At 72.0% G+C, this 18,482-nt stretch carries 4 protein-coding genes; 1 reads left to right on the forward strand and 3 read right to left on the reverse strand.

What is annotated here, in order from left to right; translation table 11 throughout:
- The first annotated feature begins 91 nt into the window (after nt 1-91).
- Complete coding sequence (locus OG202_RS35740) at nt 92-487, forward strand: MazG nucleotide pyrophosphohydrolase domain-containing protein (protein WP_327727549.1); 396 nt, start codon at nt 92-94, stop codon at nt 485-487.
- Between the two features lie 21 nt (nt 488-508).
- On the opposite strand, the gene OG202_RS35745 is transcribed toward OG202_RS35740, so the two are convergent.
- From OG202_RS35745 to OG202_RS35755, 3 genes are all read right to left on the reverse strand, one after another.
- A complete protein-coding gene (locus tag OG202_RS35745) occupies nt 509-1,384 on the reverse strand; it encodes a hypothetical protein (protein ID WP_327727548.1) in 876 nt (291 codons plus the stop codon).
- Nucleotides 1,385-1,452: 68 nt separating this feature from the next.
- Nucleotides 1,453-4,200, reverse strand: coding sequence for a right-handed parallel beta-helix repeat-containing protein (locus OG202_RS35750; RefSeq protein ID WP_327727547.1), 2,748 nt, complete (start codon nt 4,198-4,200; stop codon nt 1,453-1,455).
- A 35-nt stretch (nt 4,201-4,235) separates the two neighbouring features.
- Nucleotides 4,236-18,320 (reverse strand): actin cross-linking domain-containing toxin, encoded by a 14,085-nt coding sequence (locus OG202_RS35755; protein WP_328224159.1) that lies wholly within the window; start codon nt 18,318-18,320, stop codon nt 4,236-4,238.
- Nucleotides 18,321-18,482 lie beyond the last annotated feature (162 nt).

An 18,482-nucleotide genomic window follows, 5' to 3' on the forward strand; every position in this document is an offset into this window, starting at 1 on the left:
AGGGTCAGGATCGTGTGAGACGGACAGACCTGTCGGGCCGGAGCGGGTCGGGTCGGGGCGGGGGCGGGCAGCCGGTCGGTAGGGTCGCCGGATGACTTTTTCTCCCGCTCGCCTGGTCCGCGAGTTCCACCGGGCCTTCGGCCTCGACGTCCGTACCGCGCCCACCGAGGTCTCGCCCGAGCTGGCCGCCCACCGGGGTGAGCTGCTGGCCGAGGAGGCCGCCGAGGTCGCCGAGGTGGCGGTCGACGGCCCGCTCGACCGGCTGGCCCACGAGCTGGCCGACGTCGTGTACGTGGCGTACGGCACCGCGCTCGTCCACGGCATCGACCTCGACGCCGTGCTCGCCGAGATCCACCGCTCCAACATGACCAAGCTGGGCCCCGACGGCGTCGTCGCCCGCCGGGCCGACGGCAAGGTGCTCAAGGGGGACCACTATCAGGCGCCCGACGTGTCGGCGGTGCTGCGGAAGCAGGGCTGGACCGGCTGAACACCCTGACCGGGTAGGTGCTCAGAAGCGGCCGGAGACGGACTCGTCGTCCGAGTCCGAGGCGACGGCGGTGACGGTGTAGAGGTCGCGGCCCGCGTCCCGGCTGCCCTGCGCGTGGTTGTACTGGACCTTGAAGACATAGGTGCCGGGGGCGAGCGTGACCCCCGACTTCAGCGTGATGACGTACCCCAGTTGGTCGCTGGTGGCGTTCTGGCCCACGGCCACCTTGTCGCCCAGGGAGGTCCAGGTGCCGCTGCTCGACACGCCGCCGGTCTGGATGACGCGGACGACGACCTTGAGCGAGGTGAGCGGCTTGGTGGACTTGACGGTGACGGTGCTCTGGTCCCAGTAGTCGTTGGAGTCCGTCTCCACGCTTCCGTCGGCCCACAGATAGCCGTCCGCCGACTGCGACTCGGTGTTCTGGGTGGTGGTGCCCTTCGTCTCCTGGGTGTCCGTGGAGCCGGAGGCGCCTGTGCTCGTGCCGTCCGAGGTGTCGGAGTCCGTGTCCGGCGTCGACGCCGCGCCACCCGCCGCCGTCCCGGCGCCCGCTCCGCCGGAGACGGGGACGTACACGACCTCGGGGCCGTCCTTGCCCTTGTCCCGCTCCTTCGGCGACGGGACGACGACCGCCTTCTCGGTGTCACCGGCGGAGGACTTCTCCTTGGCTGATTCGTCGGCCGCGGTGGTGACCTTCTCGGAGGAGCCGCCGCTCCAGTCGATGGCGGCGACGGCCGTGGCGGAGCCGGCGATCACCAGGACCGCGGCGGCGGAGCCTCCGACCGCCTTCCACACCCGGCGGCCGGGCAGGAAGCCGCGGAGCGGGGTGCGGGTCTTCCGGGCGAACAGGTCGGCGAACTCGCCTTCTCTTCGTTCGCTGGGGGTGGGCGTGTGCGGCATCGGGCGGTTCCTTGGAAGTCGTCGGTGGGAGAGGGCGTGACGTGGGGTGGGGTGGGCGACGGGGCGGTTCAGAGGTTCCGCGGGATGTCCTCGGGCTTGAGCGTCATCACGTCGGACTCCGAGGCGTCGGGCAGTTCGGCGACGCGGTACGCCTGGCGTTCCGTCATGGCCTGGAACAGCTGGCGGGCCGTACGGCCGTTGCCGAAGCCCCGGTCCCGGGGCATCGCGTCGAAGCGTCCGGCCAGTGCCTCGCGGGCGTCCGGGGCGAGTTCGTACTGGTGCTGGGCGGCCTGGTGCTCGACGATGCTGACCAGTTCGGCGCTGCCGTAGTCCTCGAAGAGGAGGGTGCGGTTGAAGCGGGAGGCGAGGCCGGGGTTGGAGCGGACGAAGACCTCCATCTCCTTGAGGTATCCGGCGACGATCACCACCACGTCGTCGCGGTGGTCCTCCATCAGCTTCAGCAGCGTGGCGATCGCCTCCTGGCCGAAGTCGTTCGAGCCGGCGTACTGGGTGAGGGAGTACGCCTCGTCGATGAACAGCACGCCGCCCCGGGCCTGTTGGAAGAGGCGGGTGGTCTTGGGGCCGGTGTGGCCGACGTACTCGCCGACCAGGGCGGAGCGGTCGGCCTCGACCAGGTGGCCGCGCTCCAGAAGGCCGACGGCGGCCAGGATGCGGCCGTAGAGCCGGGCGACCGTGGTCTTGCCCGTGCCGGGGTTGCCGGTGAAGACGAGGTGGCGGCTGAGCGGGGGCGGGGCCAGCCCCATCTCCTCACGGCGGCGGACCATCCGCATCAGCTTCACCAGGGACGAGACGTCCTGTTTGACGCGGTCCAGTCCGGCGAGGCCGTCGAGTTCGGCGAGCAGGTCCTCGATGGTGTCCTCGGGGGGTGCCTCGGTCTCCCGCGCGGTCGACCGCGGGTCCCCGCCCGGGCCTCCGGCGGCCGCCAGGGACCGGTCCGCGCCGGTTGGCAGGGACGGGTTCCCCACGTCCCGCGAGAGGCAGTCGTCGAACACCGGCCGGGCCCCCTTCTCCAGTGCCACGTCCTCCTCGGTGTCCCGGACCAGACAGCCGCGCAGGACAGGCGCACCGCCGGCCGACACGTGCAGCGCCGGGAAGGCCGTGCCGTCGCCGCCCGCCCAGGCGAAGACGCAGTCCTCGAAGGTGCCGCGGGCCCTCTCCCCGACGAACAGGCTGTTCTTGCCGGTCCGGGCCACCGTGACGGACCTGACCCGGGGTTCGGCCCCCGGACCCACCACCAGGCCGGAGCCGGCGGTGTCCCGGACCGTGCAGCCCTCGACGCTGGGCGTGGCGCGTTCGCCGATCACCAGGCCCGCGGTGCCGGTCCCGCTGATCCGGCAGTCCCGCAGCACCGGGGCCGTCCCGGTGCCGCAGGAGACACCGGCCCGCTCGGCGTCCGTGACGTCGCACTCCTCCAGGACCACCGTCCCGGTCGACTCGGTGGTGATCCCGGCCCGGCCGCGCACCACGGCGAGACCGCGCATCCGGGCCTCGGCCGCGCTGTCGATCCGCACCCCCGACAGTCCGCAGTCCGTGATGCGACCGCCCTCGACGGTGAGCCCGGCGCGGTCGGTGGCCCGGATCCCGTGTTCCGGCGTCGAGGCGATACGGCACGCCGTGAGCGTCACCCGTGAGTCGTCGCAGGCGTGCACCGCGCTGAACGAGCAGTCCGTCAGGTCGCCGTCGGCCACACGGACCTCGGAACGGTCGCCCGCCAGCAGGCCGTTGGCCCGGCTGCCGGTCACCGAGGTGCCCTCGGCGGTCAGCCGGGCGGAGCCCCGGGCCACCAGACCCGAGCCGTGCGCCCGGTCGACCTGGCAGTCCACCAGCTCCGCGCGGCTCTCGCCGTCCGCGCTCACACCGGGTCCGGAGCCGTCCCGCAGACGGCAGTTCAGCAGCCGGACGTCTCCGGTGCCGGAGACGGCGACCCCGTCCGTGCCGGTGCGCAGGATCTCGCAGCGGGTGAGCAGGACGCCGCCGTCCGCGCGGGCGAGCGGCACGTCGCCGTCCGCGCTCTCCCGTCCTTCGCGGCCTTCCCGGGTGTCCCGGTGGTCGGGGCCGGCTGCGTTCGCGGGGCGGGCCGAGCTGCCGAGGACCCGTACGCCCTCGGCGGCCGTCTCCGCCACCCGGCAGTCCAGGGCGGCGACGGCCGCCTCGTCCTCCACCAGCAGACCGCTGCGGCCCGGCCCGGAGATCCGGCACTCGCGCAGCACCGCCCGGGCGGTGCCCCGGACGCGGATGCCGGACCCGGTGACCCGCCGTACGGTCAGCTCGGTGGCCTCGGCGACGGCCCGGGAGCCGATGACGACTCCGGTGCCCTCGATGTCCTCGACCACGACCCGGGTCAGCCGTGCCGTACCGGTGGTGTTGAGGTGCACGGCGGCCAGCCCGGCCCCCGACACCCGGCAGTCCGTCAGCGTGAGCGACGCGTCGCCGCCCGCCTCGACCCGGCCGCCGGAGACCTCGCAGCCGTCCAGCTCCAGATCGCCGGTGTTGGCCAGCACGGCGGGCAGCGCCGGGTCCTGGCCGGTCAGGGCGAGGCCCTCGACCCGTACGCCGGGGGCGGCGGCCTCCAGCACGGGGCGGCCGGGGGCCGCGGCCAGCAGCCGTACGGCGTGCTCCTGGCCGTCCTCGGGCAGCAGGCGCACCGCGCGGTCGAGGAGCAGCTGTTCGACGTACTCGCCCGGGGCGATGCGGATCTCGTCGCCGTCGCGGGCGGCGCGTACGGCGGAGCCGATGCTGCGGTGCGCGCCGCGGCCCTTGGGGGCGACCCGGTGCACGGTGGCGGTGGGGGGCACGTGGGTTCCAATCCCTCGATGGGCGGGACGGCCGGTCATCGCGTCCCCTGCGACGGCGTCGTGGGGGTGGTCGTGGGCGGCGTCGTGGGTGTGGTGGTCGACGGCGGGAACGGATGGGTCGAGTCGATGTGGGCGCCCCTGGTGTTGATCCAGTAGTTGAGGATGCCCGTGGTCAGCGACTCGGCGCTCTGCCAGATCAGCTCGCCGGGGCCGCCGCGATGGAAGATCCGTGAACCGGCGGTGGTGTGGAAGGTGTACCTGGCCATTCCGCTGGTGACGCCGGTGAAGAGCGAGCCCGCCGCGCCCCAGGCGCCCGCTTCGAGGGCTTCGACGCCGGTGTGCTTCTGGCCGCCCACTCCCCAGATGGCCGCGTTGGCGGCGTTGTTGACGAACCCGGTGAGCGCGCTGACCGTCAGGCCGTCGAAGAAGGCGTAGGTGCCGGACCGCCAGCGGACGGGGTTCTCGTACGACGCCCACTCGCCGGCCCAGTCGTCGCTGGAGGCGAGCGAGTGGCGGTTCCAGTCCTGGCCCTGGTCGAGATTGGCCAGGCCTTGCTTGATCTTGCCGAGCGCGGTCATGTCCTGGGCCACGTTGAAGCCGGACCGGATGACGCCGCCGACGGCGCCGTTGAGCAGAGCCCGCTCGAAGGCCACCAACGGGTCGAAGCGGGTGTTGGCGAAGTCGGAGACGATGGCCGACACCGCGAAGCTGGTGCCGAACTCGATCAGGAAGCCCGTGGCGAACTCGGTGGCCGCCTTGCGCAGCTCATGGCGCCAGAGCGGCATGGCGGCCGAGGAGCCGTCCCGGACGCCGGTCCAGATCTCGTGGAACGGGTCGCGGAACTCGCGGTTCAGGCCGCGGAACTCGGTGGTGTAACCGCGGAAGTCGACCTCGCGGCCGATGAGCCGCCAGGCGCGGTGACCGTCCAGGCCCACCTGCCCGCCGACCGTCGGCAGGCTGCTGATCTCCGGCAGCTTGGCGACGTCGAACGCCGACCAGCGGCCGAAGGCGTCGGTGGCCCAGACCCGTCCGGTGATGGTGCGCTGGGCGACCAGCCGGTCGCCCTGGTACTCCCGCCACTGCCCCCACAGCGACTCCGACTCCCGGTACCGGCCCGGGACGCCCTCCACCGCGTCACGGCGGTGGAGCACCTTGCCCATGTCGAACTCCCGCCAGACCTCCCGGTCGACGGTGACCGTCGTGGTCGGCTCGAAGTGGCGCGCGGACCGGGAGAGCAGATCCGCCAAGGTGGTGGGGCCGGTTTCCGGCGGGGTGAGGGCCGACGGGGTGCGGGCCGCGGGGGCCGTCTCCTCCACCGTGTACGCGTACTCGCGGACCCGGCCGCCGATGCGGCGCCTCACCACGTCGTCGCCGATACGGTCGGTCCAGCGGCCCTTCGCGACGTCCTGGTACTCGCGGACGCCCTGGGAGTGGACCGTGCCGTCGGCGTGGGTCTTCCGCCAGGTCCAGGTGTGGTCGGGCTGCCGGGTGGCGTCGATCCAGACGGTGCCGTCGTCGGTGGCGTCGCGTTCCCTGAGCGCCCGCCCCGGCCGGCCGTTCTCCAGCCGCTCGAAGTCGACGAACGAGTCGTCCCAGGTACGGGAGTACAACGAGCCGCGGTTCTGCAGGCGGACGCCCTCGGTGACCGTTCCGTCCGGGCCGGTGGCCTTCCACTCCCAGGTCCGGTGGCGGGGGTTGCCGTGCGCCTCGACGCGGAGATCTCCCCACAGGTCACGCCGCCCCGTGATCTGCAGCTGGGTGTTCTTGTCCACCCACACCCCGGAGACGTCGTCGCGCCCGATGCCGCGCGCCGGGTTCTCGCCGAGGTACTCACGTACGCCGGTGCCCTGCGAGCGCATCGCCAGCAGCTCGTCGCCCGCGGCATTGGTGAACACGTCCTCGAAGCTTCCGTCGCCGGCGACATGGCGGGTGCCGGAGACCCCGCTCGTCGTGTCCAGCCACGGCAGCTCGTACGAGTCGGCGGAACCGTTCCACTTCGGGGCCGGAGCCCACCGCGTGGGATCGTCGAGACCGCGGCCGACCTCGACGACGTCGCCGTTCTCCAGCTTGCGGGTCTCCCGGACGATCCGGCCGAACTGGTCGACGTCCCGCCAGCTGTGCCCGCCGTGCGAGACGAGCCGGACACCTTTCAGCCGGGTGCCGTCGGCGGCGGTCTCGGTCCACTTGGACACCGCGAACATGGAGTCCCCGGTGACGGAGTTCCCGAAGAACCCGTCGAACCGGCCGACGCCCGCACGCGTCTGCCAGAGGGCCGCCGGCATGCGCTGGTCGGAGACGCGGACGACGTGCAGGGTGCCACCGTCCGCGAGGTGCTCGATGACGTCGATCGGCTTGTTGGCCGGGCCGACGCCGGTGTGCAGCTCGGGGTTCACCCGCAGGCCCGCCGGGCTCTGACCGGGCAGTACCGGGTGCTCCAGGTACTGGCGGGAGCCGTGGTAGCCGTTCAGCGGCCATATGTTGCCGCGCTGCTGGGCGACGGTCCGCTGCCCGGTGACCGGGTCGATGTAGGTGTCCTTGAAGCCGATGTGGTTCCAGGACCACTCGCGGGTGCCCGACAGCACCTCGGTGCCGCCGGAGTCGAAGCGCGTCCACGTCCAGTCGCCCGCCGCGCCCTTCTCCGCCCGGATCAGACCGCCGTCGACGGCCTTGGTGTACGTCCGGACGTCGAGGACGTCCATCGGGGCCCAGCGGTAGGAGAGCGTGTCGTGGACGGTTCTGCGGTCGCCGTCCCAGATCCGCTCGCCGGCCCGCACCTTGGTCCCCGCCGGGTCGAACTCGGTCCAGCGGGCCCGGCCGACACGGTCCACGTCGATGTGGAGGACGTTGCCGTTGCCGAGCACCTCGCGTTCGAAGAGGGTCACGCCGCCCTCACCGGTCAGCTTGAACCGGCCGGTGCCCGACATCTCCACCTTGGCCGTGGAGAAGCGGCCGGTGAGCGCGGTGCCGGATGAATCGACCCGTACGGCGGTGCCGGTGGCGTGGTCGATCCTCCAGTGTTCGCCGTTGGCCCTGCCGCCCTTGATCCGTACGGCGATCGTCTCCTCCCGCAGCGTGCCGGTGGGGCTGAAGACGGTCCGCTCCATCGGTCGGGCCGCCTTGCCGGTGGGGATCAGGGCGATCCCGCCGTCGTCCAGGAGTTCGGGGCGCACCCCGGGGAACGGCCGGTCCGCCGAGTCCAGCACCCGCGGTACGCCGCCGGGGGCGTCGGCGTCGAAACGGAGGATGCCGCGACCGCCGGGCAACTGTACGTCCCGCAGGGAGTGCACGCCTTCGGGGCCGTAGTGCCAGCTCGTGGTGGAGGCGGCGTCGGTGACGGTGAAACCGCCGCGCGGGTTCGGCGCCGTCGTGAAGAGGCCGTCGGCCGGGCGTGCGCCCACGAAGTCGAGCGAACGCGCGGTCCACGGCCCGCCGTCCGCCGAGCGGCCGGTGATGCCGGCCTTCAGCCCGTCCAGGTCGTCCGGGCCACCCCTGAGGAACACCTCCTGGTAGAGGAGTTCGCGGTTCGGGCCGAAGCCCAGGGTCACGTCCGACGGGTCGTGGCGCACGGTGTAGCGGCTGCCGCCGGGCCCGCCGTGCGGCGTCGGCGTGACCGTGAAGTCGCCGATCACACGGCCACCGGCGCCCTGGGACACGGACCGGAGGTCGTCGAGGCGGGTCGCCAGAGGCAGGTCGAGGTAGTCGCCGAGCGTGGTGACGGCGTGCTGCCGCAGCGTCTGCCGGGCCTGGCCGGTCATCTGCCGCAGCTCGTCGTTCAGCAGCTCCGGGCGCAGGCCCAGCCGGTCCAGCGACGCGGTCGCCTCGTCGGCGAGGCGCTGGACACCGGGGAGGTCCAGCGAGTGGAGGCCGTGGGGGTCGGGCGCGGCCTCCAGGAAGTCCAGGGCCCCCGCGATGTCGGACATGTTCGCCGAAGCGCCCTCGGGCGGCCTGCGGAAGCCCGACGCCTCGTCGAGCGTGACGTCGAAGATCCGCGCCATGTCGACGCCGTCCAGGACGCCGTTCTCGGAGGTGAGCGGAACGCGTGCGCTCGCCCCGGCGACGTCGTCGATGCCGTCGCCGAGGTCGCCGAGGTCGCCGAGGTCGTCGAGCCGGATCGGCGGGGTGCCGGGTGCCGCGCCCTCGGTGAAGCGCAGGAACCCCGAGCCGTCCCGGTCCGGTACGTCGCGGAAGGCGGGGCGGCCGGTGTGGTCGAAGTGGAAGCGGGACGCGGTGACGGTGTCGGCGAGGGTGAAGCCGCCGGGCAGGCGTTCGGCGAGGGTGCCGGTCGCCGGGGTCAACCGGACGGAGTGGGTGGCACCGGCGGGGACGAGCAGATCGACGGTGACCCGCCCCGCCCCTCGCGCACCGGGGCTGACCGTCACGTTGAGCCGCAGCCCCTCCGGCAGGCCGTCGAACGCGAGAGCGGTCTCCCGCCCGAGGAAGCCGCCTTGCGGATCGAGCGTGAACCGGGTCGTGCCGGCCGGGTCGATGACGGCGAACCTGCCGCTGTCGTCGAGCAGTTCGACCGTGAAGTCCGATGCGCGCACCGGCCCGGCCCCGCCGGGGGTGCGGTCGACGAGTTCCAGCCGGTACGAGCCCGGCGGTGTCGCGTCGGTCACCGGGAGGCGGGTCGCGCGCAGGTCGAAGTCCGCGAGGTCGTCCACGCCGGACAGGGGCACGGTCAGTTCGTCGGGGGACAGGGGCCGTCCGTCCGGGCCGAGCCTGGTGAGGTCGGCCAGCCCGCCCGCACGGGGCGCCGGTGCGGCCGGTGCGGGCCGGGGTTCTCCGTCCATGCGGCGGAGGTTGTCGAGGCGTGCCCGGAGAGCCGCCAGGTCGGGGTCCGGCAGGGCGGGGTCCGGCAGGGCGCCGGGTGCCGAGAGCGAGTCGGTGCGTGGTGTGTCCGGGGCTACGACGCGGTTGAGTTCGTCGGGGGAGACGGGGCGTACGTCTTGGACCAGCCTGGCCCAGAGGTCGTCGACGAGGGCCCGTTCCTGCGGGCCGAGGTCGTGGAACTCCGGGAGTGAACTGATGCGCGGCGCCTCCGGGCCGGTGAGGCGTCCGAGTTCGTCCGGAGGTCTCGGCACGGAGCCCGCCTCGTCGAGCGTACGGCCGGCGATCCGCGCCACGTCGTCCAGGGCGATCCCTGGGGGGAGGCCGCCCAGGTCGGCGAGCCGGACCGGTGCGGTGCCGGGGGCGGAGTCCTCGGTGAAGCGCAGGAAGCCGGAGCCGTCCCGGTCGGGCAGGTCGCGCAGGACGAGGCGGCGGTCCGCGTCGAGGTGGAAGCGGCTGTGGGTGAGCGTGTCGGTCACCGTGAAGCCGTTCGGCAGCCGTCCGGAGAGCGTGCTGTCCACCGAGGTGAGCCGGAGGGCACCGGTGAGATGCTGCGGGCCGGTCAGCTCGACCACCCTGGTCGTGGTCCCGCCCGCGCCCGGCGTGACCGTCACCTTGATCCCCAGGCCGGACGATCCGTCGAGGCCGGGCAGGGTGATCGGCTGCTCCTGCTGACGCAGCAGACCACCGGGTTCGAACCGCCACACCGCCGGGAGACCGTCCGTGCCCGGCATCGGCACCCGCACGGTCAGCTCGCTCAGCGCGCCGGTCGCGTTCCGGACCGCCGTGACGGAGGCACCCGGCACGGGCACTCCGCCCCGGCCGACCACCGGCATCGGGTCGAGCGCGTCGTCGGTGAACCGCAGCGCGAAGTCGGTGCCGGACAGCGGCAGTTCGCGGTGCTCCAGCTGCCCCAGGGCATCGAACTGCCAGCGCACGCCGCCCCGCGGACCGGTCGCGGTGAATCCGCCGCCCTCGCGCACGGCGACCGGGACATCCGGCAGGAGCACCGGCCCGCCCCGGGCGGTGAAGTCCACCACCTCGATCCGGAGCGAGGCCGGGACGGCGTCGGTCGCCGGGATCTCCGTGATGCGCAGCCGCAGCCCCGTCACGTCGTCCAGCCCGGACAGCGGCACCTCCCGCACCGAGGAGACCGGCGGGACGGGGGAGTCGAGGGGCTGCCTCGGGACGGCGGGGCCACTCAGGTCCGCGACCGGCCCCCGGGTGATGAGCGGGAGGTCGGCGAGGGGCTCGGACAGGTCCGGGCCCGGTCCCTGCGTGATCCGTGGCGGGTCGGCGAGGGGCTCGGTCAGGTCCGGGCCCGGTCCCTGCGTGATCCGTGGCGGGTCGGCGAGGGGCTCGGTCAGGTCCGGGCCCGGTTCCCGCGTGATCCGTGGCAGATCGACGACGGGCACGTCCGGGCCGCCCGCGCCTGTCACCGGCCGCCCCAGTTCGTCCGGCAGCGGCCCCGCTGCGGCATGCGGGGCAACCGGCGGGGTAACTCGCGGGGCAACCGGCGGGGCAACCGGCGGCGCGGAGGGGACGGCTGAAGCGGGCGGCTGGATGGCCGCCGGCCGCACGGTGATGTCCTGCCACGTCCGAGGGTGCCGCACGGCGATCCACTCGGCCTTGTGACGGGCCGCCGCCATCCTGAGGATCGAGTCGGTGCTCTTGTTCCGGTGGATCCGCCCGGCGTCCGGATCCCTGGGGAACTCCGCGCGGTACCAGTCCGCGAAGGCGTCCCTGTTCTCCGGCCCGGAGACGAAGTCGTTGATCTTCTGGACCGCGGTCGCCCGGTTCCCGCCCAGCTCCGCCAAGGGGTCGCTCACCAGGGAGACCAGGACCTTCTCGCGCGGTACGGAGCCCTTCAGCTCGTCCGGGAGGGTCCGGAACTCGAACAACAGGGCTCGTTCTCCGCCCACGGTGGCGTTGTTGATACCGCGTCCGGCCACCTCGTTGCCGTTCAGGATGTACTGTCTGGCGGCCGTCCAGATGGACTCGTCGCCGAGAGCGGGGGTCTCGCGGAGCAGCCTCAGCGTCACGGCGCGGTCACCGGACGACAAGGAGTCGAGGACGAGGCTCGGCCTGGTCCGGGGCAGCACACCCCATTCGTTCTTCACCGCCGGATGGGTCAGCCCGCGGTACGGCGGCGCGCCGGCCCAGCCCTCCATGGGGATGCCGTGCCTGTTCACCAGGTGGGAGGTGAAGTCGATGACGGACTTCACATAGGTGTACGCGTTCTCCACCTGCTGGGGCGCGTCGAGCGTCTCCCGGGAGAGCGCCGTACGCAGAGCGTCGTCGTTCCGGAAAGCGGGCTTGTACCAGTGGGCGCGGTCCGCCAGCAGTCTCAGCTCGTCCGTGGCACGGGTGCCGAAGTCCACGGCCCGGACACCGAGCGTCGCCTGCTGCCCCGTGGTCGGCATGGAGACGGAGGGCAGTCCCTCGAGTTCCAGGCCGGTCCCGGCCGCGATGACGTGCCGGTCGCTCGTCACCTGAAGCCTGTAGAGGCCGTCGGGGCTGATCATCGACTCGAGCGGCTGGTGGTTGTGGACGCCGAGACGGTCCTTGAAGACGTCGAGCAGCCATTGGGTGGCGTCGTTGCGGGCGCCGACCGCCACCTGGTCGCCCAGACGCGAGGGGTAGGTGATCAGCTCCACGGTGTGCGTCTGCCAGTTTCCGCGCTGCGCCATCGGGAGGTGCGTGGGGTTGGTGTATCCGCCGGAGCCCATGTCCTTCGTGACCATGAGCAACGGTTCGTCGGTGTCGACCTTCGACACGAAGGCGAAGGTTCGGTCCGCGCTCTCCGGGAGGGCGACGACGAACCCGCTGAGTTCGCTCTCGGTGCCGATGGAGGGGGCCGGGAAGGAGGATTCGAACCCGGGTGCCACGGCCCGCGCGGGCCTCGCGGCCATGGGCGCCCCGGACATGTGCACGGGCGGAGCGGCGGCGGGCACCGGCGGCGGGACGACGCGGGGCGGGGCGGGAGCCGGCGGGGGAGCGACGCGGGGCGGGGCCGGGATCGCCAGGCTCTCCACGGACATGTGCTCGCCGGCCGGAGCCGATCCGGTGGGACCGGTGGCGACGTCGTCGAGAACGCTGCCCCCGGGGGCGGCGGTGAGCTGTTCCGACAGAGGTCCGCCGAGATCGTCGAGGGCTGTCACCGGGCCCACGGTCGTCTCCGGCACCGCCGCCCCGGACGCGTCCAGCCGCGTCGGTGTCGCCCCGTCCGCCGAGAGGTCCACGAACCGGCCGCCCCGGTCGAAGACGAACCGCGCGCCGGTCGTGTCGGTCACCGCGACCCCGCCCGGCAGCCGCTGGGCAAGATCCCCGTCCAGGCGTACGACGGAGAAGGCGCCGTCCCCCAGCCCCGGCACCGTCAGCCGGTACGCCGGCGCCGTCGCGCCCCCCGGCAGCTGGGTGAACGTCGTGGTCAGCCGGGCCCCGGTCAGCGGACCGCCGACGGGGCCGGACAGCGTCAGCTGCTCGGACAGTCGCGTGCCGTCGAGGTCGAACCGGCCGATCCAGGCCCCGTCCAGCGCCTGCACCCGGACGCCGGTCACGACGTTCAGCGCGCCCCGGACCGGTTCGATCACCGCGCCGCGTTCGATCGCCGCACCGCCGGGCACCGGCAGTCCGTCCGTGCCGACCGGCCGGGGAAGGCTGCCCGGTCCCGGGGCGGCCTCGAACCTGAGGAAGCCGTCCGCGCCCGGGAGCCGTACGTCACGGAACCGCAGCACGTCGTCCGCCGTGAACACCAGGCGCGTGTCCCCGATCGGGTCGGCGAGCGTGAACCCGCCGTCGTCCAGCGGCGTGCGCAGCCATTCCCTCTGTACGCCCGGTACACCCGCGACCTGCTGGGGATCCAGCAGCACCGTCTCGCTGCGGGGCGCGGGCGCGTCGAAGCGGTCCAGCCGGAAGTCGTCCGACCGATAGCCGAAGTCCAGCTCGTCGCCCGCGTCGTCCAGGGAGCCGAACCCGTCCACGGAGTTGACCTCGTCCAGGGACCCGGTCCCCTCCAGGGACCCGATCTCGTCCCAACTCCCGGCCCCGCCCAGATCCAGCTGGTCCAGGAGCTTCAGCTGGTCGTCGACGGACGGCCCCCGGAAGTCCAGCGCGCTGATGCCCGGCGTGCCCGCCCCGGACGTCCTGATGTCCGCCGCCAGCTCCGGCAGGGGGTTCCCGCCCCTGAAGTGGGGATTCGGGATCCACTCGACAAGGTTGTGCTGGGCGTCCATCCGGTACGCGCCACGGATGAAGTCCGAGGCGATACCACCGGGGAAGGCGATCTCGTTCTCCGACGCCCAGCCCGAGGTCCGCCAGCCCTCCGGGCCCATGGAGCGTTCGAAGGTCCTGCCGACGTCGATCCCGCCGGAGGCCTCGATCTCGAACTTGAAGACGCCGTCCCAGATGAGGTTCGGGTCGGTGGTGGTGCTCACGAACGCCGACGGCTGGCCGGTCCTGACCATGACGTCCAGGTTGGTTTCCAGGGGGTCGCGGACGGTGAACCCCTCGGAGAAGATCTGGTCCAGGCCGCGCTTGCCGCCGATGCGCCACAGCGTCTCGTCGCTCTCGCGCCAGACGGGTGCGGGCGCGATGGCCTGGATGTCGACGGACCGGTCGGCGGCGAAGGCCAGCCGATCCAGGTCGCCGGGCGAGGACGGGACCACCTCGTCGAGGCTCGTTCGCGGCAACGCCGGGAGGGGGACCCGTCCCGGATCACCGAGGCCCGCCGGCAGGCCGTCTGCGCCGAACCTGGTGACGACGCCGTCGGAGGCGGTGACGGTGAACACACCGTCGGCCATCCGCACCTGGACGTCGGGGACGACGGTTCCGGAGTCCGTCTTGAGGACCCACGTGATGGTCGGCCCGGGCTCCATGGTGATCCACTGACCGGTGGGCCGCCCCAGACCGTCCAGCAGCGGCAGTTCACCGACGCGCGACTCCAGCAGCCGGCCGGAATTCACGCTGGCCGGAGTACGCCACTCGACGGAGACGGCCTTCACCTCGAAGTCCGACTTGAACGTGTCCGACAGCCGAAGGTCGCCGGCGGCTTCGTCGAGACCATGGAGCGCGTCACCGACGGGCGCCGGGCCACCCACGCTCTCGGGCCCTGTCGCCCTGGGGTAGGGGCCCTCCAGGTAACTCCTGGGGATGGTGCCCTTGATCAGCCATTCCTGGTCACGGGTCGTGTTCAGCAGAGCGCGGACATCCCGGGCGATCTTGCCGATCGCGTCCTTTCCACCCCGGCCCGCGACATTGACGTCGTTCTTCTTGAGGAAATCGATGACGTCCGGCCGGGAACTGGCCCCGGTGAGCCCCGAGAAGTCGAGACGCTTCCCGATGGTCGCCGCGATCTGGTCGCCGATCAACCGCTGAAGATCCCGGGCCGGGAGAATTCCCACGTTCTCCAGATTCCCGGCCTTGATGTCCAGACCCAGCTTGTAGACATCGAGGGCGAACTCCGTGTCGCCGTACACCTTCTCACCACCGGAAACGGCGAACGAGGTGAAGGGACTGTTGCTCTTCCGCTCCGCGATCTCGGCACCCACCACATGCTGGAAGGCGGTGGTTCTGCCGTCCGGGTTGGCCGGGATCATTCCGATGTCGGGGTTGAAGTGCGACTTGCGCAGGCTCTTGTCGTCGACCTCCAACGTGTGGAAGTCGTCCTGCCGGACGAGCTTGACACCGCGCAGCTGCTCCAGGTCGACGTTCGACATGAAGAAGTCGTCCGTCCTGATGACCGACTGCGGGGTCTCCATGGGCTGGAGCCCGGAACCGGAGGCCCGGCCCGCGGACTCCAGCAGGTCCGTGGGCGCCGTGATCGTCGGCGTGGTGGCGGCCGGCGCGGCCGGTACGAACTTCAGGGAGTCGACGGTCGGATAGGGGCCCGTCAGATAGTCCTTCGGAATGGTCCCCTGCACGAGCCAGGTGTTGTCGCGGCGCACCTGCAGCAGCGTCTTGATGTCCGTCGTGACCGAGGCACCCAACTTCTTCGGCACGTTGTATTCGGCGAGGAATTTCTTGATCTCGTCGTTCTTCGTCACGTGGGTGAACTTCGACGGGATCTCCAGCGTCGAGTCCCCGACGGCGAACCGGATCTCCTTGAGGATCTCCTGCTGCAGTTGGGCGTTGGAGAGTATCCGTACACCTCTGACGTTCTCCGCACCGGCCGTGATGTCGTTGCTGAGGGATACGAGATCGAGCCCGATCTCGCTGTTCCCGAAAGGCTTCCCGGTGCCGCCGGGCACGGAGAACGCGGTGAACTGGCTGCCCTCCTTGAAGACTTTGGCATTGGTGGTGGACACCGCCTGGAGCGGTGTGATGGTGCCGTCGATCCTGACCGGTACGAGACCGTCCTCGGTCAGCCGTGTCTTCGACCCGGACTTGCCCACCGTCGCGGCGAAGTCCATGTCCTGCCGCACCAGCCAGTGGACCTGCGGCACGGACGGCGCCGTCACCTCCGGCGCGAGGGGCAGCCGCACCGGATCCACGCCCCGCGGGGCGGCGGACGGACCCGCGGGCGACTCCAGCCGCACCGGGATGTCGTCGAGGAGGGGGGTGCCGTCCAGGCCGATCCTGGTGACGAGGCCGTCGGGCGGAGTGAGGGTGAAGACACCGTCGGTCATGGTCACCCTGACGTCGGGGACGACCCCGGAGTCCCCCTTGAGGACCCAGTTGACGGTCGGCCCGGGCTCCATGGTGATCCACTGGCCCGTGGGCCGCCCCAGATCGTCCAGCAGCCGCAGTTCACCGGTGGGCAGGGTGGCCCCCGGGCCGTCCATGCGGGCCATCATCACCGTGACGTCCCTGCGGACCGTGTCCAGGTTCATCCCCAGCTGGTCGAACGCGGTCCGGGCCCGGTTGAAGTCGATCTTCGCGGCGCTCAGATCCAACTCGGCCCGGGCGCGGCCCAGCGGCGGTACGTCGGTCAGTCCGTCGATCTCGGAGAGCCTGCGCCCGGCGGTGTCCAGCTGGAACTGGGTGGCCTGGGTGCGCGCCCAGGCCTGAAAGCGTTCTGTGGCGAGCTTGCCGGTGGCTCCGCCGGTGACGATGTCCCGCAGGGTGAGGGGCGTGAAGCCGGGGCCCTTGGCGAGCGGGGCAGCGGTGAGGTCCGTCCTGACCGGTGCAAGGCCGAGCAGGTCGCGTGCGGTGCGCGCGTCGTCTCCGGTGTCGGGAATCAGCCGGGTGAGGTCGTCGAGCCTGATCCCGAGCTCGTCGAGACGGTCGCCGCCGGTCGTCGTGTTCCAGGCAGGGACGCGGGTGTCGGCCGGACCGAGGACGTCGACCTGCACCCCGTCCTCGAACCGCACCCGGACGTCCACCGGATCCGTCTTGCCGACTCGCAGGACGACCCCGTCCGGAGCGACGTTCACCAGGTCGATCTCGCCGTCCAGGATCTTGCGGACCTGGAACTCGGTCAGACCGCCGAGCCTGCCGTCGAGGCTCAGTTCTGCCAGGTCCGACAGCTCGTCGAGGGGCTTGAGCAGTCCGGCCCCGGTGCGCTCCAGGCCCGTCAGTTCGTCGAGGTTCCGCAGCTGGTCGAGCGTGTCGCGCGGCGGCAGCAGGGCGGTGGGGGTGCCGGGGATGAAGGGATCGCCGAACTCGTCCACCTGGTCGAACATGGTGAGCGCGGTAAGCGGCCGAGGGGGCATCAGGTCGTCGCCCACCCGGCCGGTCACGGGGTTCGGCATGCCGAACCGCTGTCCGCCGGGGACCGTGCCGACCGGCAGCCCCACCGTGTCGAGGGTGTCCAGGGTGGTGAGCCGACCGCCCATGTCGTCGAGGCGACCCGGCATACGGGGGGTGCCCGAGCCGGTCAGGGAACTGAATCCGGGGACACGGGGAGTCGTCACCGGCGTCACCGAGATATCGGCCAGTTCGTCGAGGGTGGCGTTGAACTCGGGGGTCCCGGGCACGGCGAGCCGGTCGGTGTTCGTGCCGTTGAACGGGCGCAGAAGCCCGCCCTCGTCGAAGTTGCGGCCCGTCAGGTTCGTGAGGTCCAGGGCCAGGGAGCCCGTCCTGCCGAGCGTACCGACGGTGCGCCCGGTGAAATGCATGCCGCGATCGATGAACCCCATGCGGAAGGCGCCCCGGTAGCCGAACCGGGCGATCTCGGAGTACCTCATGGGCAGCAGCGCCGTCATCGTGAGCCGGCCCAGGCTCATGACCGTGAAGACGCCGAGCCGTCCGGCCATGTTGCCGCCGACGAACGCGGTCGACTGGACGAAGTCGCGGGTCAGCGCGGACCTGCCCTGCCGGAAGGTGTTCCGGGCGAATCCGCCCATGAACCGCAGGGCCGACCCCAGCATCGCGGGCGTCTTGGACAGGAACCGGGGCAGCGCCATGAACCCGCCCGCGGCCCGGCTGCCGAGCCCGCTGCCGAACCGGACGAGCCCCTGTCCGGCCAGCGACAGAAGTCTGCCGGGTGAGGAGAACAGCATCCTGCCGCCCCGGAACAGCATCCGCCCGCTCGCGGAGAGGGCGCCGCCGAGGGCCTTCCCGCCCGACGAGCCCAAGCGGGCCAGTCCGCCGAGGGTGGTGAGGCCCTTGGTCGAAGGGAACAGGATGCCCAGGAAGGCGAGGCCCAGGCTGAGCGCGTTGCCGTTGCCCGTGGCGTAGTCGACGAGAGCCTTGGCGAAGAGCACCGCGCCCAGCCCGAAGGCGACCAGGCCCAGCGGGCCGCCGATGATGGCCGCGACGATGGTGACCACCAGCGCGACGATCTCCAGGACCTTGAAGAACGTCGACACGAACCGCTTCCAGAAGCTTTTCTTCGGCTTCTTCACGGGCCGCGACACCAGCCGGGCCGCCTCGCGCAGGGTCTCCTCAAGGATCTTCGCCTCGGCCTGGATGGCGTCGACCTCGGCGTCCACCTCGTTGCGGGCGCGGTTCATCTCCGGATCGTTCTCGGGCAGCGGCTGACCGCCGACCCGTTCCAGCGCGGCGACGGTGTCCGCGGCGTTCTGGGCACGGTCCTGGGATTCGGCGAGGGCGCGCGCATAGCGGGCCGTGGCGTCGGCCGCCATCTCGAAGGAGCGGTTGATGTTCGCCATGAACGTCTTGAGCTCGTCCTTGACGTAGGTGCGCAGGGCGTCCGCGGTCCGCCCCTCGAAGCCCCCGTCCTCGGCCTTGGTCAGCAGCGTGTCGAGGCCGCCGTCGACACGCCCGGCCAGGTCGCCGAGGTCCCGCAGTTCCTTGGTGATGTTCTCGACGACGCCAGGATTTCCCGTGACCGGATTGCCGGTGAATCCGACTCTGCTCCACTCGTCGGAGGTGGCCAATGATTCCTCCACGGTGTCCAGGACTCTGGGTCGGGCCGAGGCCGACGGCTCGCCCCGGCCACCCGGCGCGCGCGAGGGCGTGCCGCGGTACGGAAGGCAGACGTTCCTGGGTGGGCCGAGAGTTCAAGAAAGTGGCGCACGCCACAGTCATGGCCGGTCAGAACGCTGCGGACG

The organism is Streptomyces sp. NBC_00310 (assembly GCF_036208085.1).
Taxonomy (GTDB): domain Bacteria; phylum Actinomycetota; class Actinomycetes; order Streptomycetales; family Streptomycetaceae; genus Streptomyces.

What these genes read in the sequence shown, in the direction of transcription:
- OG202_RS35740 (WP_327727549.1), top strand. Translation starts at nt 92, where the DNA reads ATGACTTTTTCTCCCGCTCGCCTGGTCCGCGAGTTCCACCGGGCCTTC.
- OG202_RS35745 (WP_327727548.1), bottom strand. Translation starts at nt 1,384, where the DNA reads ATGCCGCACACGCCCACCCCCAGCGAACGAAGAGAAGGCGAGTTCGCC.